A 22766-nucleotide genomic window follows, 5' to 3' on the forward strand; every position below is an offset into this window, starting at 1 on the left:
TGAAGCATTGATTCGCATCCCAAGGAGACAAAAAGCCTTTGATCATGAGGAGCACTGCGCCATGCCCGACGCCCTGCGCCACTTCTTCGAACTGCGCCGGGACGGCTTCGTCTGGCTCGCCGGACTGATCTCGCTGGCACTGCTCGGCTACATGCTCCTGGTCTTCGGCCGCTTCCTGCTCTACTGGGCCGGCTCCCGGCACGCCTTCAAGCACAACCGCCCGGCCGCCCCCGGCGACCCCGGCGCCTTCCAGTGGCACCTGATGATCCCGTGCCGCGACGAGGAGGCCGTGGTCACCCAGACCCTGGCCGGACTGCGGGCCGCCGCCCCCGCCGCCCACCTCTGGGTGATCGACGACGACAGCGAGGACGCCACCCGCGACCTGGTGCTCGCCGCCGCCGCGCGCGACGAGCGGATCCACCTCGTCCAGCGCCGCCGCCCGCACGCCCGGATCGGCAAGGGCGCCGCCCTCAACGCCGCCTACCGGGAGATCTCCGCCTGGCTGCCGCCCGGCACCGACCGCTCCCGGGTCGTCCTCGGCGTCGTCGACGCCGACGGCCGGCTCGACCACGGCACCCTCGACCAGGTCTGCAACGAGCACGCGTTCGGCCGCCCCGACACCGGCGCGGTCCAGATCAACGTCCGGATGCGCAACGCCGACGACGAACTCCCGCTGCCCGGCCGCGGCCGGACCGCCAACGCCCTCGCCCGCGCCCTGGTCCGGATGCAGGACGTCGAGTTCCAGGCCAACAACGCCGGCATGCAGCTGCTGCGCCGCCGCACCGGCAGCGTCGGCCTCGGCGGCAACGGCCAGTTCGTCCGGCTCACCGCCCTGGACTCGCTCACCGCCGAGGAGGGCCGGGCGGGCCGCCCCTGGCCCGAGCGCGCCCTGCTGGAGGACTACGAGTCCGGCCTCGACCTGCGGCTGGCCGGCTGGCGGCTCACCCACATCACCGACGCCAGCGTCTCCCAGGAGGCGCTGGTCTCCTGGAAGCGCTTCCTCACCCAGCGCACCCGCTGGGCCCAGGGCAACATGCAGTGCCTGCGCTACACCGGCCGGGTGCTGCGCTCCCCGCACTACCGGCTCGCCGGCAAGGCCGAGGTGTTCTACACCTTCCTCCAGCCGGTGGTCTGCGTGCTGCTGGTCGTCCTCACACCGCTCTCCTTCGCCATCACCGGCGCCGGCCTGGTGCTCTTCCCCGAGGAGACGGTCGACTTCCAGCTGCGCTTCGGCCCCTGGATGGCGCTGGTCTTCGTGCTCGCCACACTGCCGATGGTGTTCTGGGGCCTCGCCTACCGCCGGCTCGTCCACCCCGACCGCGGCCGGCTCACCGGACTGCTCTGGGGCGTCCTGGTCTGGCTCTACGCCTACCACCTCTTCGTGGTCGCCGCCCGGGCCGCCGTCCGGCTGCTGCTCGGCCGCAACGGCTGGGCCAAGACCCGGCGCAACGCCGAGAAGGTCGCCCTCGGCGCCCCCACCGCGCTCGAATCCTGAGCCCCCTCCCCCACGCTTCCCCCGCCCCGACCCCCACCGGAGCCCCCCGCCATGACCCTGTGCCAGACCCCGCAGCCCGCCCGCCCGCTCGCCCCCGGCAGCGTCGCCGTCGTCCTCGGCACCCGCCCCGAGCTGGTCAAGCTCGCCCCGCTGATCCACGAGCTCGGCCCCGCCACCCGCCTGGTCCACACCGGCCAGCACTGGGACGAGGCGATGTCCGGCCGCTTCCTGCGCGACCTCGACCTGCCCTGCCCCGAACTGCTCACCGGCGTCGGCGGCCGCCCGCGGGCCGGCCAGATCGCCCAGTCGCTCGGCCAGCTCGACGCCGCCTTCGCCGAGGACCGCCCGGCCGCCGTCGTCGTCCAGGGCGACACCAACGCCACCCTGGCCGGCGCCCTCGCCGCCAACGCCCGCGAGATCCCGCTGGTCCACGTCGAGGCCGGACTGCGCAGCTTCGACCGGGCGATGCCCGAGGAGCACAACCGGGTGATGGTCGACCACGTCGCCGACCTGCTCTGCGCCGCCACCACCGACAACGCCGCCAACCTGCGCGCCGAGGCCCTGGACGAGCGGCGGATCGCGCTCACCGGCAACACCGTCGTCGAGGTGGTCCGCCGCCAGCTGCCCGACCCCGAGGCGCGGGCCGCGCTGCTCGCCCGGCACGGCGTCCGGCCGGACGGCTACGTGCTGGCCACCGTGCACCGCCCGGAGAACACCGACACCGCCGAGGCGCTCGGCGCCGTCCTCGCCGAACTCGACCGGATCGCCCGGGCCGGCACCCCCGTCCTCTTCCCGATGCACCCGCGCACCCGGGCCGCCGTCGAACGCTTCGACCTGACCGGCCTGCTGGCCCGGATCGCCGTCACCGAGCCGGTCGGCTACGCCGACTTCCTCGGCCTCGCCCGGCACGCCGCGCTGCTGGTCTCCGACTCCGGCGGGGTGCAGGAGGAGTGCACCGTGCTCGGCCGCCCGCTGCTGGTGGTCCGCCGCTCCACCGAACGGCCCGAGGCGGTCGACGCCGGCTTCGCCGCGCTGGTCGCCCCCGGCGCCGAACTCGGCGAACTCGCCGCCGCCTGGCTCGCCGACACCCCCGAGCGGCTCGCCCGGCTCGCGGCCACCCCGAGCCCGTACGGCGACGGCCTGGCCTCGGCCCGGATCGCCGGCCTGACCGGGCACCTGGTGACGGACCGGCAGACCCCGGTCGCGGCCTGACCCCGGGCCCCCGGGCCCTCTTGACAGTCGGATTGGTCTACTCCACCTTTTGAGGGCAAGTCTCCTCCCCCGACAGGGACTTGAGTTGTCGGTAGCTCCCGCACCATCGACAGCCGGACGGCTCTCCCCCACAGGGAGCCGACGGCCTCCCCCACAGGAGACGGAGTCATGCCACCTGCCCGACACCGGCGCCCGCGCGCCGTCCACTCCCTGCTGGCCGGCGCCAGCGCCATCGCCATCGGCCTCAGCGGCCTGGTCCTCGCCGGCGGCACCGGCGCGCACGCCGCCGCCGACGTCGAACTGATCACCAACGGCGGCTTCGAGGACGCCAACCACCTGGGCGGCTGGACCTGCGCGGCCGGCGCGCCGGAGACCACCACCGTCCACTCCGGCACCGCCGCGCTGCGCTCCACCCCCGGCAACAGCGCCACCGGCGAGTGCTCCCAGACCGTCGCCGTGAAGCCGTCCTCGACGTACACGCTGAGCAGCTGGGTCCAGGGCTCGTACGTCTACCTCGGCGCCCGCGGCACCGGCGGCACCGACCCGAGCACCTGGACCCCCGGCGCCACCGGCTGGTCCAAGCTCAGCACCACCTTCACCACCGGGGCGAACACCACCAGCGTCACCGTCTACCTGCACGGCTGGTACGGGCAGCCGGCTTTCCTGGCCGACGACGTCTCGCTGCTCGGCCCCGGCGACCCCAAGCCCTCGCCGACCGCCACCACGCCCACCCCGACCGACTCGGGCACGCCGACCCCGACCGGCACCGGCACCGGGACCGGCACCCCGACGCCCACCGACACCCCGACCCGGCCCGGGCTGCCCCGGCACCTGCTCACCGGGTACTGGCAGAACTTCGACAACGGCGCCACCGTGCAGCGGATCAGCGACGTGCCGGCCGCGTACGACATCATCGCGGTCTCCTTCGCCGACGCCACCGGCACGCCCGGCGGGCTGTCCTTCACCCTGGACCCGACCCTCTCCTCCCGGCTCGGCGGCTACACCGAGGCCCAGTTCAAGGCCGACATCGCGGCCAAGAAGGCGGCCGGCAAGAAGGTGATCCTCTCGGTCGGCGGCGAGAAGGGCACCGTCTCGGTGAACAGCTCCGCCTCCGCCACCACCTTCGCCAACAGCGCCTGGTCGCTGATGCAGACCTACGGCTTCGACGGCGTCGACATCGACCTGGAGAACGGCGTCAGCTCCACCTACATGGGCCAGGCCCTGCACGCGCTGGCGGCGAAGGCCGGCAAGGGCTTCACGCTCACCATGGCGCCGCAGACCATCGACATGCAGTCGACCGGCGCGGAGTACTTCAAGCTGGCGCTGAACGTGAAGGACGTCCTCACCATCGTCAACATGCAGTACTACAACTCCGGCGCGATGCTGGGCTGCGACGGGCAGGTCTACTCCCAGGGCACCGTCAACTTCCTGACCGCGCTGGCCTGCATCCAGCTCAAGGGCGGGCTGCGGCCCGACCAGGTGGGGCTCGGCGTGCCGGCCTCCACCAGCGCGGCGGGCGGCGGCTACGTCAGCCCGGCCGTGGTCAACAGCGCGCTGGACTGCCTGGCCGCCGGCACCGGCTGCGGCAGCTTCAAGCCCGACACCAAGTGGCCCGGCATCGGCGGGGCGATGACCTGGTCGACCAACTGGGACGCCAAGGCGGGCGGCGGCATCGCCGGCACCGTCGGCTCCCACCTGCACGCGATGCCGTAACCGGCTCCGGCACCCACAGCCCGGGCGGGGCACTACACCCCCGCCCGGGCCTCCGGGATCTCGGCGGCCGCGCCGCCGTGGCGGCGGCGCAGCTCGGCGGTGATCTCGGCCAGCTCGCCCTCCGGCAGCAGCGGCAGCATCATCGCCACGCCCTGCAGCAGCCCGCCCAGCAGGAAGGTGGTGTCCGGGGTGGCGGCGACCAGGCCGCGGACCTCGGCCACCTCGCCCGCCGCGACCGCCTCGATCAGCCGGGCCGCGCCCACGCTCTCCTCGTCCACGGCCACCGCGCCGGTGTCGTGCGGGGCGCGCCGGGCCATCGACCGCAGCACCCGGTCGCCGACCTCGGGGGCGTAGGCCTTGCGGACGGCCTCGGCGGCGATCCAGGTGAGCAGCGTGGTCACCTCGCGCTCGGCGTGCTCCTCCAGCAGCCGGTCCAGCGCGTGGTCGAACGCCAGCTGGTTTCCGTGCCGGAACGCCAGCAGCAGCGTCGCCGCCCGCGCCTTGGCCCCCTCGACCGCCTCGGCAGGCAGTTCGTCGGCCAACTCCTCGGTCACCACCACGCCCGTGCCCTCCCGTCGCTCCTCGGCTCCGCTGAACTCGAAGCACACCGTACACAGCCGACCTGCAAACTTCCGCGAACCCGCGCGGGCAAGACCGGAATGAATTCGGGCGGAATAGGACCTCACCCGGTCCAGGATGAATATTCGCCGGAAGGGAGCAATGGATTGGGCTATTGGGAGGCACGATTACCCGACCTCCGGAAAAACGGAGGAGCCGCACCCCGCGTCGGCGGGATGCGGCTCCGGTGGAACCGTCGGCGGATCAGCCCTGCGGCAGCGCCGCGAGCTGGGCGGTGATCCGGGCGATGTCGGCCTCGGCGGCCTCCTGACGGGCCCGGATCTTGGCGACCACGTCGTCCGGCGCCTTGGCGAGGAACGCCTCGTTGCCGAGCTTGGCGCTCGTCTGGGCCTTCTCCTTCTCGGCCGCCGCGAGGTCCTTGGCGAGGCGCTTGCGCTCCGCCGCGACGTCGATCGTGCCGGACAGGTCGAGCGCCACGGTGGCGCCGGCGACCGGCAGCGACGCGGTGGCCGCGAAGCCCTCCTCCGGGACGGTCAGCCGCAGCAGCGAACGGATCGCGTCCTCGTGGACGACCAGCTCGGTGCCGTCGAGCTCCAGCTTCGCCGGGACCTTCTGGCCCGGCTTCAGGCCCTGGTCGGTGCGGAACCGGCGGACCTCGGTGACCACCTGCTGGAGGCTGGCGATCTCCGCCTCCGCGGCGGCGTCGCGGAAGCCGCTGTCCTGCGGCCAGTCGGAGATGACGACCGACTCGGCCCCGGTCAGCGTGGTCCACAGGGTCTCGGTGACGAACGGCATCACCGGGTGGAGCAGGCGCAGCGTCACGTCCAGGACCTCGCCGAGCACCCGGCGCGCGGCGTCGGCCTGCGGGCCGCCCTTGGCCAGGGTGGTCTTGGAGAGCTCGACGTACCAGTCGAAGACCTCGTCCCAGGCGAAGTGGTACAGCGCCTCGGAGAGCTTGGAGAACTGGTAGTCGTCGTACAGCCCGTCGACCTCGGCCACGGTGCTGTTCAGCCGCGACAGGATCCAGCGGTCGGCCGAGGTCAGCTCCTCCGGCGCGGGCAGCGGGCCCTCGACGGTGGCGCCGTTCATCAGCGCGAACCGGGTGGCGTTCCAGATCTTGTTGGCGAAGTTGCGGGCCGCCTGGACCCAGTCCTCGCCGATCGGGACGTCGACGCCCGGGTTGGCACCGCGCGCCAGCGTGAAGCGCAGCGCGTCGGAGCCGTACTTGTCCATCCAGTCCAGCGGGTTGACGACGTTGCCGAAGGACTTCGACATCTTCTTGCCGTTCTGGTCCCGGACCATGCCGTGCAGCGCGATGGTGTGGAACGGCGGGGTGCCGTCCATCGCGTACAGGCCGAACATCATCATCCGGGCGACCCAGAAGAACAGGATGTCGTAGCCGGTGACCAGGACGGAGTTCGGGTAGAACTTCGCCAGGCTGTCGGTCTGCTCCGGCCAGCCCAGGGTCGAGAAGGGCCACAGGCCGGAGGAGAACCAGGTGTCGAGGACGTCGGTGTCCTGGTGCCAGCCCTCGCCGGTCGGCGGCTGCTCGTCCGGGCCGACGCAGACGATCTCGCCGTTCGGGCCGTACCAGACCGGGATCCGGTGGCCCCACCAGAGCTGGCGCGAGATGCACCAGTCGTGCAGGTTGTCCACCCAGTCGAAGTAGCGCTTCTCCATCTCCTGCGGGTGGATCTTGACCTTGCCGTCGCGGACGGCGTCACCGGCGGCCTGGGCGAGCGGGCCGACCTTGACCCACCACTGCATGGACAGCCGCGGCTCGATGGTGGTCTTGCAGCGCGAGCAGTGGCCGACCGAGTGGACGTACGGGCGCTTCTCGGCGACGATCCGGCCCTCGGCGCGCAGCGCGGCGACGATCGCCGAGCGGGCCTCCAGCCGGTCCAGGCCGAGGAACGGGCCGTGCGCGGTGATGACCGCGTGCTCGTCCATGACCGCGATGTTCGGCAGGCCGTGGCGCTGGCCGATCTCGAAGTCGTTCGGGTCGTGGGCCGGCGTCACCTTGACGGCGCCGGTGCCGAACTCCGGGTCGACGTGCTCGTCGGCGACGATCGGGATCCGGCGGCCGGTGAGCGGCAGCTCGATCTCGGTGCCGACCAGGTGCTTGTAGCGCTCGTCCTCCGGGTGGACGGCGACGGCGGTGTCGCCGAGCATCGTCTCGGCCCGGGTGGTGGCGACGACGATCGCGTTCTCGCCCTCGCCGTAGCGGATCGAGACCAGCTCGCCGTCGTCGTCCTGGTACTCCACCTCGATGTCCGAGATGGCGGTCAGGCAGCGCGGGCACCAGTTGATGATGCGCTCGGCGCGGTAGATCAGCTCGTCGTCGAAGAGCTTCTTGAAGATGGTCTGGACGGCCTGGGAGAGGCCCTCGTCCATGGTGAAGCGCTCGCGGGACCAGTCGACGCCGTCGCCGAGGCGGCGCATCTGGCCGGAGATCTGGCCGCCGGACTCCGCCTTCCACTTCCAGACCCGCTCGACGAAGGCCTCGCGGCCCAGGTCGTGCCGGGACTTGCCCTCCTTGGCGAGCTCGCGCTCGACCACGTTCTGGGTGGCGATGCCGGCGTGGTCCATGCCGGGCTGCCACAGCGCCTCGTAGCCCTGCATCCGCTTGCGGCGGACCAGCGCGTCGATCAGCGTGTGCTCGAAGGCGTGGCCCAGGTGGAGCGAGCCGGTGACGTTCGGCGGCGGGATGACGATGGTGTACGGGGGCTTGTCGCTCTTGGCGTCGGCGGTGAAGTAACCGCGCTCTACCCAGCGCTCGTACAGCTCGCCCTCTACGTCCGCCGGAGCGTAGGTCGTCGGGAGGGTGGCTGCGTCGTCCCCGGCAGGAGTGCTCGCGGGGCGCTGGTTCGTGGTGTCGGTCACGACGGACAGTTTACGTAACCCGGGAACCGGGTTACGAACCGCTTTTCCCCGGCCCGGCGACGGGCCGGTGCGATAACGTGCCCGGGCATTCCCCGCGACCTCCGTCGACGCCGGCACCGCCGTCCCAGAAAGGGCCACCGTGACCGAGCAGAACCCCTACGGCACCCCGCCGCCACCCGCCGGGCAGCCGTACGGCGGCGCGCCCCAAAGGCGGCACCATGGAGTGCGGCGTGGCCAGCCAGAACGGCACCGACCTGGGCGTCTGCGCCTGGGCCGACAACAGCAGCCTGGTGATGGTGATGAGCGCCCCCGAGGAGGGCAAGCGCCCGGATCTCGACCGGCTCGCCGGCGACACCCGCGACCTGCGCGCCGAGGCCGAGGTCCCGAAGTAGTCCGGCGGGACGGCGACGACGAGGGGCCCCGGAACCGTCGGACGGTTCCGGGGCCCCTCGTCACGGGCTCGCGGCCTCACGGGCCGGGCGGTCAGGCGCTCTTCTCGCGCCGCTCCCGCTTGATCATGTCGCGCGGCACCAGGGTCGGGATGGCGTGCTTGGAGACGACGTCCCCGGTCACCACCACGCGGGCGACGTCCTGACGCGACGGCACCTCGTACATCACGGACATCAGCACCTCCTCCATGATGGCCCGCAGGCCCCGCGCGCCGGTCCCGCGCAGGATCGCCTGGTCGGCGATCGCCTCCAGCGCGTCCCGGGAGAACTCCAGCTCCACGCCGTCCAGTTCGAAGAGCTTGCGGTACTGCTTGACCAGCGCGTTCTTCGGCTCGGTGAGGATCTGCAGGAGCGCCTCGCGGTCCAGGTTGTGCACGCTGGTGATCACCGGGAGGCGGCCGATGAACTCCGGGATCATGCCGAACTTGACCAGGTCCTCCGGCATCACCTGACGGAAGTGGTCGCTGGCGTCCAGCTCCCGCTTGGAGCGGATGGTGGCGCCGAAGCCGATGCCCTTGGCACCCGCCCGGCCCTCGATGATCCGCTCCAGGCCCGCGAACGCGCCGCCCACGATGAACAGCACGTTGGTGGTGTCGATCTGGATGAACTCCTGGTGCGGGTGCTTGCGGCCGCCCTGCGGCGGCACCGAGGCGGTGGTGCCCTCCAGGATCTTCAGCAGCGCCTGCTGCACGCCCTCGCCGGAGACGTCGCGGGTGATCGACGGGTTCTCGCTCTTGCGGGCGACCTTGTCGATCTCGTCGATGTAGATGATCCCGGTCTCGGCCTTCTTGACGTCGTAGTCGGCCGCCTGGATCAGCTTGAGCAGGATGTTCTCGACGTCCTCGCCGACGTAGCCGGCCTCGGTGAGTGCGGTGGCGTCGGCGATCGCGAACGGCACGTTCAGCATCCGGGCCAGGGTCTGCGCCAGCAGCGTCTTGCCGGAGCCGGTCGGGCCGAGCAGCAGGATGTTGGACTTCGCCAGCTCGATGGCGTCCTCGCGGCCGTTGCCGCCGCTGCGGCCGGCCTCACCCGCCTGGACGCGCTTGTAGTGGTTGTAGACGGCCACCGACAGCGCCTTCTTGGCGAGGTCCTGGCCGACCACGTACTGGTCCAGGAACTCGTAGATCTCGCGGGGCTTCGGGAGCTCCTCGAAGCGCACCTCGGAGGTCTCGGCGAGCTCCTCCTCGATGATCTCGTTGCACAGGTCGATGCACTCGTCGCAGATGTACACGCCTGGGCCGGCGATCAGCTTCTTCACCTGCTTCTGCGACTTGCCGCAGAACGAGCACTTGAGCAGGTCGCCACCGTCTCCGATGCGTGCCACGAGGTGCTTCCCCTTCGCCAGGGGCCCCGCGGGGGTTCCGGGGCCTGGTGCTGTGGACCGTCGACGCCGACGGCGATCGGTCTCGCTATCCGACGGTACTCTGCCGAGCCGTCGATTCCGTCCTCTTCGCCGGGTCTGCCCTACGCCCTGGGCGAATTGATACCGAACAGATGCCGTTGGCGGCGCCGCCGGAGTGCCGGGAGCGGGGCGCGCGAGCCGGTCGCGCGCCCCGCCCTCCGGGGTGCCGGCCTCACGAGGTCAGCGAGGCCTTGCGGGTCGAGATGACCAGGTCGACCAGACCGTACTCGACGGCCTCCTCGGCCGTGAGGATCTTGTCGCGCTCGATGTCGTCGCGGACCTGCTCGACCGACTTGTTGGAGTGCTTCGACAGCATCTCCTCCAGCTGCTCGCGCATCCGGAAGATCTCCTTGGCCTGGATCTCCAGGTCGGAGACCTGGCCGCGGCCGGTCTCGGTGTACGGCTGGTGGATCAGGATCCGGGCGTTCGGCAGCGCCATCCGCTTGCCGGGGGTGCCGGCCGCCAGCAGCACGGCCGCCGCCGAGGCCGCCTGGCCCATGCAGACGGTGGTGATGTCCGGCTTGACGTACTGCATGGTGTCGTAGATGGCCGTCAGGGCCGTGAACGAGCCACCGGGCGAGTTGATGTACATCTGGATCTCGCGGTCCGGGTCCATCGACTCCAGGCACAGCAGCTGGGCCATGATGTCGTTGGCCGACACGTCGTCCACCTGCGAGCCGAGGAAGATGATGCGCTCCTCGAACAGCTTGGCGTACGGGTCGTACTCGCGGATGCCCTGCGAGGTGCGCTCGACGAAGCGCGGGACGATGTAGCGGCCCTCGGCACGCATGTCCTCGACGCGCGCCTTGGCGCTGGAGAGGCTGGGGATGTTCATGGGTGTTCTGGTCCTCCGGAGCGTTGTGGCTGTGGTCTCGTGGGCCGGGCCGAGGCTCAGGCGCCCGTGCCGCCGCCGCCGGGAACGTCCGCGGCGCTGTGCATGATCGCGTCGATCAGGCCGTACTCCAGGGCCTGCTCCGGGGTGAACCAGCGGTCACGGTCGGAGTCCGCGGTGATCTGCTCGAAGGACTGGCCGCTGTGGAAGGCGATCAGCTCGGACATCCGCTTCTTGGTGCGGAGCAGCTGCTCGGCCTGGATGCGGATGTCGGTGGCCGAGCCGCCGAGGCCGGCGGAGGGCTGGTGCATCAGGATGTTGGCGTTCGGCAGCGAGAAGCGCTTGCCCTTGGCACCCGCGGTCAGCAGGAACTGGCCCATCGAGGCGGCCATGCCCATCGCGATGGTGACGACGTCGTTCTTGATGTACTGCATGGTGTCGTAGATCGCCATGCCGGCCGAGATCGAGCCGCCCGGGGAGTTGATGTAGAGGAAGATGTCCTTGTCCGGGTCCGCGGCCAGCAGCAGCAGCTGAGCGGTGATCTTGTTGGCGATGTCGTCGTCGACCTGCTGGCCGAGGAAGATGATCCGCTCGTTGAGCAGCCGGTTGTAGACCTGGTCGCCGAGGCCGCCCAGCACGTCACCAGAGGCGGCGTGCGGCGCCATCGGGCCGGGCATCTGCATCTGCGGGTACGTCACTTAGCCACCTGCTCAGTCGATTTGGACGGTCGCTCCACGGCCGTCACGATGTCGCACAGCTTCCGGGTATCACGTCGTGATTGTTGCTGTCCATGGACCCTAACGCGCAGGCCGGGCCGCTGAATCCCTCACGCAGAACTGTTCGCTGTGAGCGCAGGGTTCGCGGCCGCGCGGGGCACCCGGGCCGGGGAACACGGCGGGCCCGGACGCCGTACGGCATCCGGGCCCGCTGTCACGCCTCAGGACGGCGAGACGACCGCGGCGATCAGGCCTCGGTCTTCTCCTCGGCCGCGTCGGCGGCCGGGGCCTCGACGGTCTCGGCCGACTCGTCGGCCTCGTCGTCGTCGAAGTTGATCTCGTTGCCCTCGGTGTCCACGACCTTGGCGGCCTCGACCACGGTGGCCAGCGCCTTGCCGCGGGCGACCTCGCCGACCAGCAGCGGAACCTGGCCGCCCTGGACGACCTGCTGGGCGAACTGGTCCGGGGTCAGGCCCGAGCCGGCGGCACGACGGATGAGGTGCTCGGTGAGCTCCTCCTGGGAGACGTTCAGCTCCTCGTCGGCGACGATCTGGTCCAGGACGAACTGGGTCTTGATGCCCTTCTTCGCCTGCTCCTCGGTCTCCGCCAGGAACTCCTCCTCCGACTTGCCCTGGGTCTCCAGGTAGCTCGCCAGGTTCAGGCCCATCGGCTCCAGCTGGTGGTGCTCGAGGTTGTGCTTGCGGGTCTCGATCTCGTCCTTGAGGAGCTTCTCCGGGAACTCGATCTCGACCAGGCCGAGCAGCGCGTCCAGCACCTTCTCCTGGGCCTGGGTGGCCTGGTCGTACTCCTTCATGCGCTCCAGGCGCTTGCGGGAGTCGGCCTTCAGGTCCTCAAGGGTGTCGAACTCGCTGGCCAGCTGGGCGAACTCGTCGTCCAGCTCCGGCAGCTCCTTCTCCTGGACGGCGGTGACGGTGACGGTGACCTCGGAGGTCTTGCCCGCCTGGGTGCCGCCCTTGAGCTCGGTGGAGAAGGTGGCGGTGCCGCCGGCCTCCAGGCCGGTGACGGCCTCGTCGATGCCGTCGATCAGACGGCCCGAGCCGATCTCGTAGCTGACGCCGGTGGCGGTGCCGTCCTCCGGCACCTCGCCGTCGACCTTGGCCTCCAGGTCGACGACCACGGTGTCACCGGCGGCGGCGGCGCGCTCGACGTCCTTGAGCGACGCGAAGCGCTCGCGCAGCTGCTCCAGGGACTTGGCGACGTCCTCGTCGGAGACCGCGATCGGGTCGACGGTGACCTCGATGGTCGAGAAGTCCGGCAGGGTGATCTCCGGACGGACGTCCACCTCGGCGGTGAACTTCAGGTCGCCGCCGTCGGCGATCTTCTCGACACCCTCGATGTTGGTGATGTCGGGCTGGCCGAGGACCTCGATCTTGCCCTCGTCGACGGCCTGCGTGTAGAAGCGCGGGAGGGCGTCGTTGACGGCCTCCTCCAGCACGGCGCCACGACCGAAGCGCTGGTCGATGACCCGGTTCGGGATCTTGCCCTTGCGGAAGCCCGGGACCGAGACCTGCTGGTTGATCTTCTTGTACGCCGCGTCGAGGCTGGGCTTGAGCTCCTCGAAGGGCACCTCGACGGTGAGTCGAACCCGGGTCGGGTTCAGAGTCTCGACGGCGCTCTTCACGGTTAGGTCTCCTATGGGCTTGCGGTCAGGTTGCCTCCGCCGTCCCCTGGGCCGCCGGCCGGGGCCGGATGCGGGCGGGTCGGGCGAGACGGGCGATGGGCGGTTGGAGCTGCATCTCCCGTGGGGGGTGGACGGTGAGCGTGACTCCTCGCCCTCGTGCGGTCGACCTGGGTTGACGCCACAGGGACTACCGCCAGCGCCCCATCCTACCGGTACCACGAAAGGCGGACGCCAGGACGCCGCCGTCGGGGGCCGCTCAGGCCTTCCCGGCGGGCTCCCCGGCGCCCTTCGAGGCGTCCTCGCGGACCGGTTCGGCGGCCGGGCGCATGGTCGCCGCGGCGTCCGAATCGCGCACCCACAGGGCGATCACGGCGCCCAGCAGGGCCAGCCCGGCGGCGGTGAGGAAGGCCGCGCGGTAGGCGGGGAGGTTCGCCACGGGCGTACCCGAGGCGTCCGCGACGACCGGTCCGACGGCGGTCAGCACGGTGCCGAGGACGGCCACGCCGAGCGCCGAGCCCAGCTGGCGCTGGGCGTTGTAGAGCGTGGAGGCGGCGCCGGTGGCCCGGGCCGGGATGGTCGCGAAGGCCGCGGTCTGGCTCGGCATGAAGACGTGCGACATCGCGTAGCCGGTGGCGAACAGCAGCGCCCGGACGGCCCAGAGGTTGCTGTCCGGCCCGATGGTGGCCATCAGGGCCAGGCAGCAGGCCACCGCGGTCGCGCCCGCGGCCAGCAGCCGGCGCGGGCCGACCCTGGGGTAGAGCCGGGCCGACACCTGGGAGGCGAGCATCACGCCGAGCGCCTCCGGGAACACCATCAGCCCGCTGTGCAGGGCGTCCATCCCGAGCGCGTCCTGCATCAGCAGCGGGAAGAGGTAGAGCATGCCGAGGAAGGCCGCGCCGGAGAACAGCGAGAGCAGGTTGGTGGTGCGGAAGATCCGGTCCCGGAAGAGCCGCAGGTCGAGCATCGGCTCGGGGCGGCGCAGCTCGACCGCGACCAGGGCGGCGAGGGCGAGCAGGCCGCCGAGCGCCGCGGCGAGGATCCGCGCGCTCCCCCAGCCCTCGGACGCGCCCTCGGAGAGCGCGTACATCGCGCCGCCGAAGCCGACGGCGGCGAGCAGGAAGCCGGGGGCGTCGAACCGGCCGGCCCGCTCGCTCCGGTAGTCGGGCAGGAACAGCAGGCCGAAGACCAGGGCGGCGAGGCCGACCGGCACGTTGACGAGGAAGACCCAGTGCCAGGACCAGCCGTCCACCAGCCAGCCGCCGAGCACCGGCCCGCTGGCCGGGGCGACGGCGGTGGGCAGCATCAGCACCCGGGTGGCCCGCATCCGCTCCTCCTGCGGGAAGGCGTGGAACAGCATCGTCATCCCGACCGGGGTGAGCAGGCCGCCGGCCGCGCCCTGGAGGATCCGGTAGAGGGTGAGCGAGGTCAGCGAGTCGGCCGCGCCGCAGAGCGCCGAGGTGACGGTGAACAGCGCGAGGGCCCACAGGAAGACCCGGCGGGTGCCGAAGCGGTCGCCGAGCCAGCCGGAGAGCGGGACGAAGACGGCCAGGCTGACCAGGTAGCCGACGTTGATCACGCCGACCCCGGCCGGGTCGGTGCCGAAGTCGCGGCCGATCGCGGGCAGGGCCACGTTGACGATCGTGCCGTCCATGATCGTCATGAACAGCGAGGCGACGAAGACGACGCCGACCGCGATCTTGGGGTTCATCCGCGTCGGCCGGTCCGGGCTCGTCGCACTCATCGGGGGCTCCAGGTTTGGTGAAAAATCAACCACCCACCATGCCCGACCGCCGCCGGAAACGACAACAGGACCCCGTCGAACGACAACAGGGCCCCGCCGTGGGCGAGACCCTGCGCACTGTCGGGGTGACCGGATTCGAACCGACGGCCTTCCGCTCCCAAAGCGGACGCGCTACCAAACTGCGCCACACCCCGTGGTGCCGAGAGGAAGCGTACACGCCGGGCCCTGCCCGTTCGGCGAGATATTCCGAGGCCCTCGCGCGAATGTGGTGTGCACGCAGTCGACCGGACCAGGTACGCTGTTCCCCGACCTTCCGTCCGGCAACGGCCGGGGGATCGCGCGGGCGTAGCTCAATGGTAGAGCCCTAGTCTTCCAAACTAGTCACGCGAGTTCGATTCTCGTCGCCCGCTCAGCAGTCCGGCCCCGGAGGGATGCCCAGCATCCCCACCGGGGCCGTTCGCGTTCCCGCCGCCGGTCGGACGGCGGGTCAGAGGCCCAGCCGGGCGGCCCGGGCGGCGGCCCGCTCCAGCAGCCGGTGGACGTCGGCCTGCCGGGTGGCGGGCCGGTCGTTGTACTCGTCCGGGGAGTTCACCGGGCGCCCGGTGGCGTGCAGCACCTCCATCAGCTGGACCCGGGCGGTGCGGACGGTGGCCGGGGTGCCGTACCCGTGGGCGAGCACCGCGGCCTGGGCGCCCAGCAGGCAGACCCGGCCGGCCCCGTCCCACATCGCGCCCTGCAGCCAGCCGTGCGCCGCGATGTACCGGGAGGCGAGGCCCAGGTGCTCGGCGGCGGTCACCGGGACCGGGCGGGCCGGGCGGCGCAGCGCCCGGTCCAGCAGGGTGGCCCGGGGCGGCGGGTGGCCGTCGTGCCAGGGCCGCAGCACCGTCCCGAACGGGCAGACGTAGGGGACCGGAGTGCGCGCCGGGGCGGGCAACGAGGCCAGGTACGCCTCGATCTCGGCGACCAGGCCGGAGGCGTCCGGGTGGACGAGGAGAACCGGACGGGGCGTCGGTGCGGTGCGAAGCATGCGGGCCCTCCAGGCCGGACAGCGGTTTCCGCTTACCAAACTGGAGCAAAAAGGGCATATCCGCGAGCCGGGACGGGCGGCCGGGCGACGGTTTCCCGGCCGGGCCTGCGGCCGATAGCCTCGGCGACGTTCGAGTGCAGTTCGATGGCAGATGGCAGTTCGAGACGATTCGAAACCCCGAGCGGAGGAGTCCAGGTGCGCCCGCAGGACCGACTGGCCGTCATACAGCGTTCCGTGGTCCGGGAGATGGCGCGCCTCGGGCAGCAGTTCACCGTCGACGGCGAGGTGGTGCGCGGCCCCGGGACGACCGCCGTCGCGGTCCGCGAGCACCCCGGCGGCGAGGGCGCCGGCCACGTCGACCTCGGCTGGGTGCTGGAACTCGGCCGGGCGGACGCGCCGGTGGTCTGGGACTGCACCGCCGGACTCGGCAAGACCGAGGAGGAGAAGCTCGACAACGCGGTGCGGATGTGGGCGACCACCACGGCGACGGCGCTGGTCGAGCTGGGCGGGGGCCGCGGCGGGCACGCCGACCACGACGACCCGCCCGAGCTGCCCGGCTGGCACGCGGTGCAGGGGCCGGCGGCGGTGTTCGGGTTCGGCAACGAGCGGCTGGCCGGCTGGCTGGCGGAGCACCGGGTGCTGTCGGCGCTGGCGCCCGCGCTGCTGCCGGAGCTCTCCGGGCCGGGCGGGCGGCGGCCGCACGGGGTGAAGCTGTTCCTGGGCGGCAAGGCCGGGGACGACGTCGCCGAGGTCCGGGTCGACGGCGAGGTCAGCGAGGCGGCCTCGGCGGCGCTGCGCGCGCTGGACTGGCCGCGCGGCGAGCGGCTCTGCTGGGCCCGGCTGTTCGTGCTGCTGACGGCCCACGGGGAGCCGTCGGCGCCGGCGACCGCGCCGGCCGGGCCGGGACGACCCCGCCGGCACCGGCCGGCGGCCGTGGCGGCGGCGCGCCCGCGGGGCCTGTTCGCCCGCTGGCGGCAGGCGAGACGCGCCGACCGGTGACGGGGCGCCGGCCGAGGTCGGCCGGCGGCGCCGCGGTCGGCCGCGGTCCCGGGGTCAGCTGGCGATGCTGGAGATGGACTTGGCGATCTGGCTCAGGAAGTCCTGGATCGGCTTGGCGGCCGTGCTCTGGTTGAGCATGAAGCCGAACAGGGCGGCCAGGATGAAGTGCCCGGGCTTCAGCTGCTTCTGGCGGATGAAGATGAAGCAGACGATGCCGAACAGGACCAGCGCGGAGACGGAGAGTGCCACCCGGACTCACTTCCTCGTTTCATAGCGGGGCGCCACCGGCTGACTGCCCCTGCGAAGCCGGACCCCGGCCTGTCCGACGGTCCCGAGGCGGAACGGCAGATCGTCCGGCACGTCGAGGCCGGAGGGGAGGCCCGGTACGACCGCACGGTGCCCGTCGTGCCGCATGTGACGCCCCCCATCCCCCGAATCCTGAACAGTCCCGCCCGGACTCAGTGTGGTCGAACGTGCCGATTGCGTAAAGGTCTGACAGTCGGTAGAACGCCGATATCCTGCGATGCGAGACGAGTTTCCGCCGACCGAGACGATAGCCGAGACGCCCTGACGAATCGTCGGCGGGGCGCCGCTGAGCGGCCGGGAAACGTTCGGCGGGGCGGACCGGAACCGGCAGGTCCACTCCGCCGCCGGGGCGCCGGAATTGGCTGAAGATCAGCTCCGGGGCTTGACAGCGACTGACGGTGGCACATGCCGCCGCCCGGAGCCCGGTGAGGGCTCAGTCGCGCCAGAGCAGCAGGACCGCGCGGTCGTCGTTGATGTCCCGGGCGACCGTCTCGATCAGCCGGGCCGCCGCGCCGCCGCCCGCGCCCGGACCGGCGCCCGGCACCAGCCGGTCCGCCTCGCCCATCAGCCGGTCCATGCCCTCGGAGAGGTCCCGGCCGGGCGCCTCGACCATGCCGTCGGTGCACAGCAGCAGCACGTCGCCGCGGTTCAGCCGGCCCCGCACGCCCTCGAACTTGGCGCCGTCGTAGATGCCCAGCGCCGGACCGTCCAGAGCCTCCTTGACCTCCCAGCGGCCGGCTCCCGCCAGCCGCTGCATCCCGGGCAGGTGGCCGGCCGAGAGCAGCTCGTACTCGCCGGTGTCCAGGTCGAGCACCAGGTGCACGGCGGTCGCGAAGCCCTCCTCCCAGGACTGCCGGAGCAGGTAGCCGTTGGCGGCGGGCAGGAAGTCGTGCGCGGGCAGCGAGCCGAGCAGCCCGCCGAACGCGCCGGACAGCAGCAGCGCCCGGGAACCCGCGTCCATCCCCTTGCCGGAGACGTCCGCGAGGACCACCTCCAGCACCCGCCGGCCCGGGCCGGTGCGGTCGGCGACCACGAAGTCCCCGGAGAAGGACTGCCCGCCGGCCGGGCGCAGCGCCATGTCGGCGTGCCAGCCGTCCGGCAGCGCGGGCACCCGGCTCTGCACCCGCAGCCGCTCGCGCAGGTCGAACAGCATCGTGGAGCCGCCCCACCAGGGCACCCCGACCCGGCTGCGGAACTGGGCCAGCAGCAGGCCGCCGACCCCGGCCGCGCCGACCACCAGGGCGGCGCCGGGGGTGACCCCGTAGGTGTAGGACTCCGGGTGGTCGCTGGCCACCCGCTGGCCGGTGTGGATCACCGACTCCGCGGAGAGGCCGAGCGCGGCCAACGCGTACAGCACCACCAGCGAGCCGGGGCGCAGCAGCAGGGCCGCGGCCAGGATCGGCAGCACCAGCGCGGTGGGCGGGGCCCAGGCGGGCCACCAGATGTTGAGCAGAATCAGCACCGGCACCAGCAGGGCCAGCGCGCACAGCACCGGCCAGTCGGCGGCGCCGCCGCGGAAGTAGTCGACGCCGGCGGTGCGCAGCCTTCGGCGGACCCGGCGGAGCCTCTTGCGCAACCGGGCCGTCACGGGGTCGGACGCCGGGGCGGCGCCGGGCCTCGTCGCAGTCGTCTGGGGCGGTGCGCCCGGCGGTCTGCCAGCCATAGGGGCCGACCATATCCAGCGGTCCCGGTCGGCGTCGACGGCCCGGACGGAGCCGGTGGTCCGGTGGCGCGGGCGCGTCAGCTGGTTTCGGCCGATTGCGGCGGGCGGCGTCCGGAGCGTCAGGAGGCGTACGGCGGTTGGGCGTACGAACCGCCCGGGCGGCGCACGCGCCCCGCGCGCGGGCTCCCCCGCACGCCGTGCGCCGGGGCGGGCGCTGTGGCCGATCACACAGCGGACTCCCAGCCGGCACTCAGGCTTCCGGAGGGGGGTTGCGGGCCCCGACGACGCGGCGGCCGGCCGCACCCTCGACGGTGCGGCCGGCCGCCGGGAGGGTCGGGACGGGCGAGCGGGTCAGCTGTCCTGCTGCGGGTGGTGGGCCGGGATCGGCGGGAGCTCGCCGGTGGTCTCGTACACGCTCAGCATGTCGATCCGGCGGGTGTGCCGCTCGTCGCCGCTGTACGGGGTGTTGAGGAAGATCTCGACGAACTTGGTGGACTCCTCGACGGTGTGCATCCGGCCGCCGATGGAGATCACGTTGGCGTTGTTGTGCTCGCGGCCGAGGGCGGCGGTCTGCTCGCTCCAGGCCAGTGCGGCCCGGACGCCCTTGACCTTGTTGGCGGCGATCGCCTCGCCGTTGCCCGAGCCGCCGATCACGATGCCCAGCGCCTGCGGGTCGGAGGCGGTGCGCTCGGCGGCGCGCAGGCAGAACGGCGGATAGTCGTCGAGGGCGTCGTAGACGTGCGGCCCGCAGTCGACCGGCTCGTGGCCGGCCTCCTTGAGCCACTCCACGAGGTGGTTCTTCAGTTCGTATCCGGCATGGTCGGAGCCCAGGTACACGCGCATGCCCATGAGTGTGGCACGAGCGCGTACCCGGGTTCGGCAGGGGGCCGCGCGAGCCCGCTCCCCCGTGTCAGCGGCGGCCGAGGAGCTTCCAGGCGAGCGGGAGGGCGCCGGCGGCGAGGACGGCCTTGAGGGCGTCGCCGACCAGGTACGGGTAGAGGCCGAGCTCGGCGGCGCGGGCCAGCGGCACGTCCAGGGCGAACGCCAGGTAGGGCACGCCGACCGCGTAGATGGCGAGGCTGCCGAGGACCATCGCGGCGGCGGTGCGCGCCGGCGAGCGGTCGGCGCCGCGCCGGGCCAGCGCGCCGACCAGGCCGGCGGCCAGCACGAAGCCGAGCACGTAGCCGAGCGAGGGCATCGACCAGCCGGAGCTGCCCTGGGCGAACCAGGGCAGGCCCGCCATGCCGGCCAGCAGGTAGAGGCCGAGCGAGGCGACGCCGCGGCGGGCGCCGAGCGCGGTGCCGACCAGCAGGGCGGCGAAGGTCTGGCCGGTCACCGGCACCGGGGAGCCGGGGACGTGCACCGACAGCTGGGCGGCCAGGCCGGTGACGGCGGCGCCGCCGGCCACCAGGGCGAGGTCGCGGACCTGGGCGCCGAACCGGGTGCCGGCGGCGGGCAGCAGGTCGGCGAGGACGGCGCGGCTCGGTACGGGGGTGCTGGCGGTGGCCATCGGGCTTCTCCTCGGTGCGGCTGGGTCCGGTGCGTCCCGGTCGTCCCGGTACGTCCGAACAGGTGAGTGAACACCCCTGAACCTACGCGTCGATCTCCCCGAACACCGTCAGGGAACCGGACAAACCCCGAACGGCCCGTCTTGTCGGGTCTGACACACCCGCCGTAACGGAACGTGATCATCCACTTGGAGGAATGTCACCATACGGTCCGCATGCTGGTCCGGGCTCATGCATCCTTGGCATGAACAGCCTTGTCACCGGATATTGGGCAGCTCGCCCCGCATGTCGAACAGTCTGGATCCCCACCCCATGGCCCGAACCTCCGCGCCCCCGGCGCCCGGGACGTCCACCCCCGCCCCGCCGGCCGGCGGCCAGCAGCTCTCGCACGGGCTCAAGCAGCGCCACCTCTCGATGATCGCGCTCGGCGGGGTCATCGGGGCCGGCCTGTTCGTCGGCTCCGGCGCGGGCATCGCGGCGGCCGGTCCCGCCATCATCCTCGCCTTCGTGCTCTCCGGCCTGCTGGTCATGCTGATCATGCGGATGCTCGGCGAGATGTCGGCGGCCCGCCCGGCCTCCGGCTCCTTCTCCGTGCACGCGGAGAAGGAGATCGGCCCCTGGGCCGGGATCACCGCCGGCTGGATGTACTGGGTGATGCTCTGCTGCGGCGTCGCCGCCGAGGCCACCGCCGCCGGGAAGATCGTCAACGGCTGGGTCCCCGGCGTCTCCGCCTGGGTCTGGGTCGCCCTGTTCATGGTGTTCTTCTGCGCCAGCAACCTCACCGCCGTGAAGAACTTCGGCGAGTTCGAGTTCTGGTTCGCCACCATCAAGGTCGCCGCGATCATCGCCTTCCTGGTGATCGGCGGACTCGGCATCGCCGGCGTGCTCGGCCCCGGCTCCCCCGGCACCACCAACCTCACCGGCCAGGGCGGCTTCCTGCCCACCGGCGTCAGCGGACTGATCGTCGGCCTGCTCGCCTCCGTCTTCGCCTACGGCGGCCTGGAGACCGTGACCATCGCCGCCGCCGAGTCCGACGACCCCAAGAAGAACGTCGCCAACGCCGTGCGCACCGCGGTCTGGCGGATCGCCGTCTTCTACATCGGCTCGATGGCGCTGGTCGTCACCCTGGTCTCCTGGAAGGACCCGGCGGTCGTCGCCGACGGCCCCTACGTCACCGTGCTGCGCCACCTCGGCGTGCCCGGCGCCGGGACGATCATGCAGGTGGTCGTGCTGATCGCGCTGCTCTCCGCGATGAACGCCAACATCTACGGCGCCTCCCGGATGGCCTACTCGCTGGTCGGCCGCGGCCAGGGCCCGCGCGCCCTCGCCAAGGTCAGCGGCGGCGTCCCCCGGCGGGCCGTGCTCGCCTCCTGCCTGTTCGGCTTCGGCGCCGTCCTGGCCGCCAAGTTCTGGCCCGACACCGTCTTCACCTGGCTGATGAACACCACCGGCGTCGCCATCCTGGTGGTCTGGCTGTTCATCTGCGTCGTCCAGCTGAAGATGCGCCGGCGCCTGGAGCGCGAGTCGCCCGAGCTGCTCACCGTGAAGATGTGGGGCTTCCCCTACCTCACCTGGGTCGCGATGGCCGCCGTCGCCGCCATCCTCGCCCTGATGACCACCACCGAGGGCAACCGCGAGCAGCTGTACGCGGCCGGCGTGCTGGTCGCCCTGCTCACCGCGGCCGGCCTGGTCAAGCAGCGCCGGGACGCCGCCCGCGGCTGACCGTCCCAGCCGCCCGGAACAGCCCGGCCGCCCGTCCCACCCGCCCGGAACAGCCCAGGGGCCCGGTACCGCCACACGCGGTACCGGGCCCCCGGGCGTACGGCGGCTACTCGAAGGACGGGCTCGCGGTGCGGGTCCGCTTGATCTCGTAGAAGCCCGGGGTGCCGGCGACCAGCAGGGTGCCGTCCCACAGCCGGGCCGCGGCCTCGCCGCGCGGGATCGGGGTCACCACCGGACCGAAGAACGCCACCCGCTCGCCGTCCGGGCCCTCGACCGCGATCACCGGGGTGCCGACGTCCTCGCCGACCAGGGTGATGCCCTCCTTGTGCGAGGCGCGCAGGGCCTCGTCGTACGCGTCGGTGCCGGCCGCGTCCGCCAGCTCCACCGGCAGACCCGCCGCGGCCAGCGCCGCCTCGATCGTCTCCCGGTTCTGCGGCAGGCCCTGGTTGTGGAAGCGCACACCCAGCTCGGAGTAGAGCCGGCCCAGCACCTCGTCGCCGTGCTGCTGCGCGGCCGCGATGCACACCCGCACCGCGCCCCAGGCGTTGTCCAGCAGCTCCCGGTACTGCTCCGGGAGGTCCCGGTGCTCGTTCAGCACCGACAGGCTCATCACGTGCCAGTTCACGTCCACCGGACGGAGCTGCTGCACCTCTATCAGCCAGCGGGACGTCATCCAGGCCCACGGACAGGCCGGGTCGAACCAGAAGTCGGCGGTCTTGCGCTCAGCGGTGCCAGCGGCAGTCGTCACGGCTGTCGTCCTTCGAGAATCGTCCGGAAGAAGTGCGGATCCAGGGGTCAACCGGCCCGCACGGGCCACCCCTCCCAGCCCCAACGCCCGTCCGGCGCCGGTGATTCCGGCCCGCCCGACCGAGTTGTG

At 72.3% G+C, this 22766-nt stretch carries 19 protein-coding genes and 2 tRNA genes; 7 read left to right on the plus strand and 14 right to left on the minus strand.

All coding sequences use genetic code 11. The features are described 5' to 3' along the window. The first annotated feature begins 61 nt into the window (after nucleotides 1–61). The 3 genes from AB0N76_RS25210 (at nucleotide 62) to AB0N76_RS25220 (ending at nucleotide 4420) form a co-directional block, all read left to right on the plus strand. Nucleotides 62–1495 (plus strand): glycosyltransferase family 2 protein, encoded by a 1434-nt coding sequence (locus tag AB0N76_RS25210; protein ID WP_363560568.1) that lies wholly within the window; start codon nucleotides 62–64, stop codon nucleotides 1493–1495. A 51-nt stretch (nucleotides 1496–1546) separates the two neighbouring features. Continuing rightward, nucleotides 1547–2707: a UDP-N-acetylglucosamine 2-epimerase (non-hydrolyzing) gene (gene wecB, locus AB0N76_RS25215; protein WP_363560570.1), complete on the plus strand. Its 1161-nt coding sequence runs from the start codon at nucleotides 1547–1549 to the stop codon at nucleotides 2705–2707. A 168-nt stretch (nucleotides 2708–2875) separates the two neighbouring features. Then, the gene (locus tag AB0N76_RS25220) at nucleotides 2876–4420 is read left to right on the plus strand and encodes a glycosyl hydrolase family 18 protein (RefSeq protein WP_363560572.1); all 1545 of its coding nucleotides are present in this window, start codon (nucleotides 2876–2878) and stop codon (nucleotides 4418–4420) included. Between the two features lie 32 nt (nucleotides 4421–4452). Here the strand turns inward: AB0N76_RS25220 and AB0N76_RS25225 are convergent, their stop codons facing one another. Both AB0N76_RS25225 and AB0N76_RS25230 read right to left on the minus strand, forming a co-directional pair. Next, complete coding sequence (locus AB0N76_RS25225) at nucleotides 4453–5028, minus strand: hypothetical protein (protein WP_363560574.1); 576 nt, start codon at nucleotides 5026–5028, stop codon at nucleotides 4453–4455. 214 nt (nucleotides 5029–5242) lie between these two features. Next, nucleotides 5243–7882 carry a valine--tRNA ligase gene (locus AB0N76_RS25230; RefSeq protein ID WP_363560576.1) on the minus strand — a complete coding sequence of 880 codons (2640 nt, stop codon included), beginning with the start codon at nucleotides 7880–7882 and terminating at the stop codon, nucleotides 5243–5245. Between the two features lie 230 nt (nucleotides 7883–8112). On the opposite strand from AB0N76_RS25230, the gene AB0N76_RS25235 reads away from it, so the two are divergent. Then, nucleotides 8113–8274 carry a hypothetical protein gene (locus AB0N76_RS25235; protein ID WP_363560578.1) on the plus strand — a complete coding sequence of 54 codons (162 nt, stop codon included), beginning with the start codon at nucleotides 8113–8115 and terminating at the stop codon, nucleotides 8272–8274. Between the two features lie 91 nt (nucleotides 8275–8365). Here the strand turns inward: AB0N76_RS25235 and clpX are convergent, their stop codons facing one another. The 6 genes from clpX to AB0N76_RS25265 all read right to left on the minus strand — a co-directional run bounded on the left by clpX (nucleotide 8366) and on the right by AB0N76_RS25265 (nucleotide 14858). Next, a complete protein-coding gene (gene clpX / locus AB0N76_RS25240) occupies nucleotides 8366–9655 on the minus strand; it encodes an ATP-dependent Clp protease ATP-binding subunit ClpX (RefSeq protein WP_363560580.1) in 1290 nt (429 codons plus the stop codon). Between the two features lie 250 nt (nucleotides 9656–9905). Then, a complete protein-coding gene (locus tag AB0N76_RS25245; protein ID WP_148645159.1) occupies nucleotides 9906–10568 on the minus strand; it encodes an ATP-dependent Clp protease proteolytic subunit in 663 nt (220 codons plus the stop codon). A 56-nt stretch (nucleotides 10569–10624) separates the two neighbouring features. Further along, entirely contained in the window at nucleotides 10625–11230 is a 606-nt protein-coding gene (locus tag AB0N76_RS25250) for an ATP-dependent Clp protease proteolytic subunit (RefSeq protein ID WP_363560622.1), read from the minus strand. Between the two features lie 298 nt (nucleotides 11231–11528). Next, on the minus strand, nucleotides 11529–12923 hold the full coding sequence (tig, locus tag AB0N76_RS25255) for a trigger factor (RefSeq protein ID WP_363560582.1): 1395 nt from the start codon (nucleotides 12921–12923) through the stop codon (nucleotides 11529–11531). A 256-nt stretch (nucleotides 12924–13179) separates the two neighbouring features. Next, a complete protein-coding gene (locus AB0N76_RS25260) occupies nucleotides 13180–14664 on the minus strand; it encodes an MDR family MFS transporter (RefSeq protein ID WP_363560584.1) in 1485 nt (494 codons plus the stop codon). Nucleotides 14665–14784: 120 nt separating this feature from the next. Further along, a tRNA-Pro gene (locus tag AB0N76_RS25265) sits at nucleotides 14785–14858 on the minus strand. Nucleotides 14859–15003: 145 nt separating this feature from the next. Between AB0N76_RS25265 and AB0N76_RS25270 the strand changes: the two genes are divergently transcribed. Then, nucleotides 15004–15074 (plus strand) — tRNA-Gly (locus AB0N76_RS25270). A gap of 77 nt (nucleotides 15075–15151) precedes the next feature. Here the strand turns inward: AB0N76_RS25270 and AB0N76_RS25275 are convergent. Continuing rightward, nucleotides 15152–15691, minus strand: a complete 540-nt coding sequence (locus AB0N76_RS25275; protein WP_363560586.1) for a hypothetical protein — start codon at nucleotides 15689–15691, stop codon at nucleotides 15152–15154. A gap of 195 nt (nucleotides 15692–15886) precedes the next feature. Here AB0N76_RS25275 and AB0N76_RS25280 point away from each other — a divergent pair, with 195 nt between their 5' ends. Next, nucleotides 15887–16690, plus strand: coding sequence for a DUF6348 family protein (locus tag AB0N76_RS25280; RefSeq protein ID WP_363560588.1), 804 nt, complete (start codon nucleotides 15887–15889; stop codon nucleotides 16688–16690). Between the two features lie 54 nt (nucleotides 16691–16744). Here AB0N76_RS25280 and AB0N76_RS25285 read toward each other — a convergent pair whose 3' ends face one another. The 4 genes from AB0N76_RS25285 to AB0N76_RS25300 form a co-directional block, all read right to left on the minus strand. Then, the gene (locus AB0N76_RS25285; protein ID WP_363560590.1) at nucleotides 16745–16939 is read right to left on the minus strand and encodes a hypothetical protein; all 195 of its coding nucleotides are present in this window, start codon (nucleotides 16937–16939) and stop codon (nucleotides 16745–16747) included. A 490-nt stretch (nucleotides 16940–17429) separates the two neighbouring features. Beyond that, nucleotides 17430–18572, minus strand: coding sequence for a PP2C family protein-serine/threonine phosphatase (locus tag AB0N76_RS25290; RefSeq protein ID WP_363560592.1), 1143 nt, complete (start codon nucleotides 18570–18572; stop codon nucleotides 17430–17432). Nucleotides 18573–19010: 438 nt separating this feature from the next. Then, on the minus strand, nucleotides 19011–19502 hold the full coding sequence (locus AB0N76_RS25295) for a ribose-5-phosphate isomerase (RefSeq protein WP_363560594.1): 492 nt from the start codon (nucleotides 19500–19502) through the stop codon (nucleotides 19011–19013). Between the two features lie 67 nt (nucleotides 19503–19569). Continuing rightward, nucleotides 19570–20169, minus strand: a complete 600-nt coding sequence (locus AB0N76_RS25300; RefSeq protein ID WP_363560596.1) for a biotin transporter BioY — start codon at nucleotides 20167–20169, stop codon at nucleotides 19570–19572. A gap of 310 nt (nucleotides 20170–20479) precedes the next feature. On the opposite strand from AB0N76_RS25300, the gene AB0N76_RS25305 reads away from it, so the two are divergent. Further along, a complete protein-coding gene (locus AB0N76_RS25305; RefSeq protein WP_363560598.1) occupies nucleotides 20480–21889 on the plus strand; it encodes an amino acid permease in 1410 nt (469 codons plus the stop codon). A 106-nt stretch (nucleotides 21890–21995) separates the two neighbouring features. On the opposite strand, the gene AB0N76_RS25310 is transcribed toward AB0N76_RS25305, so the two are convergent. Further along, entirely contained in the window at nucleotides 21996–22637 is a 642-nt protein-coding gene (locus tag AB0N76_RS25310) for a DsbA family protein (protein ID WP_363560600.1), read from the minus strand. Between the last annotated feature and the right edge of the window lie 129 nt (nucleotides 22638–22766).

The organism is Kitasatospora sp. NPDC093806 (assembly GCF_040683335.1).
GTDB lineage: Bacteria > Actinomycetota > Actinomycetes > Streptomycetales > Streptomycetaceae > Kitasatospora.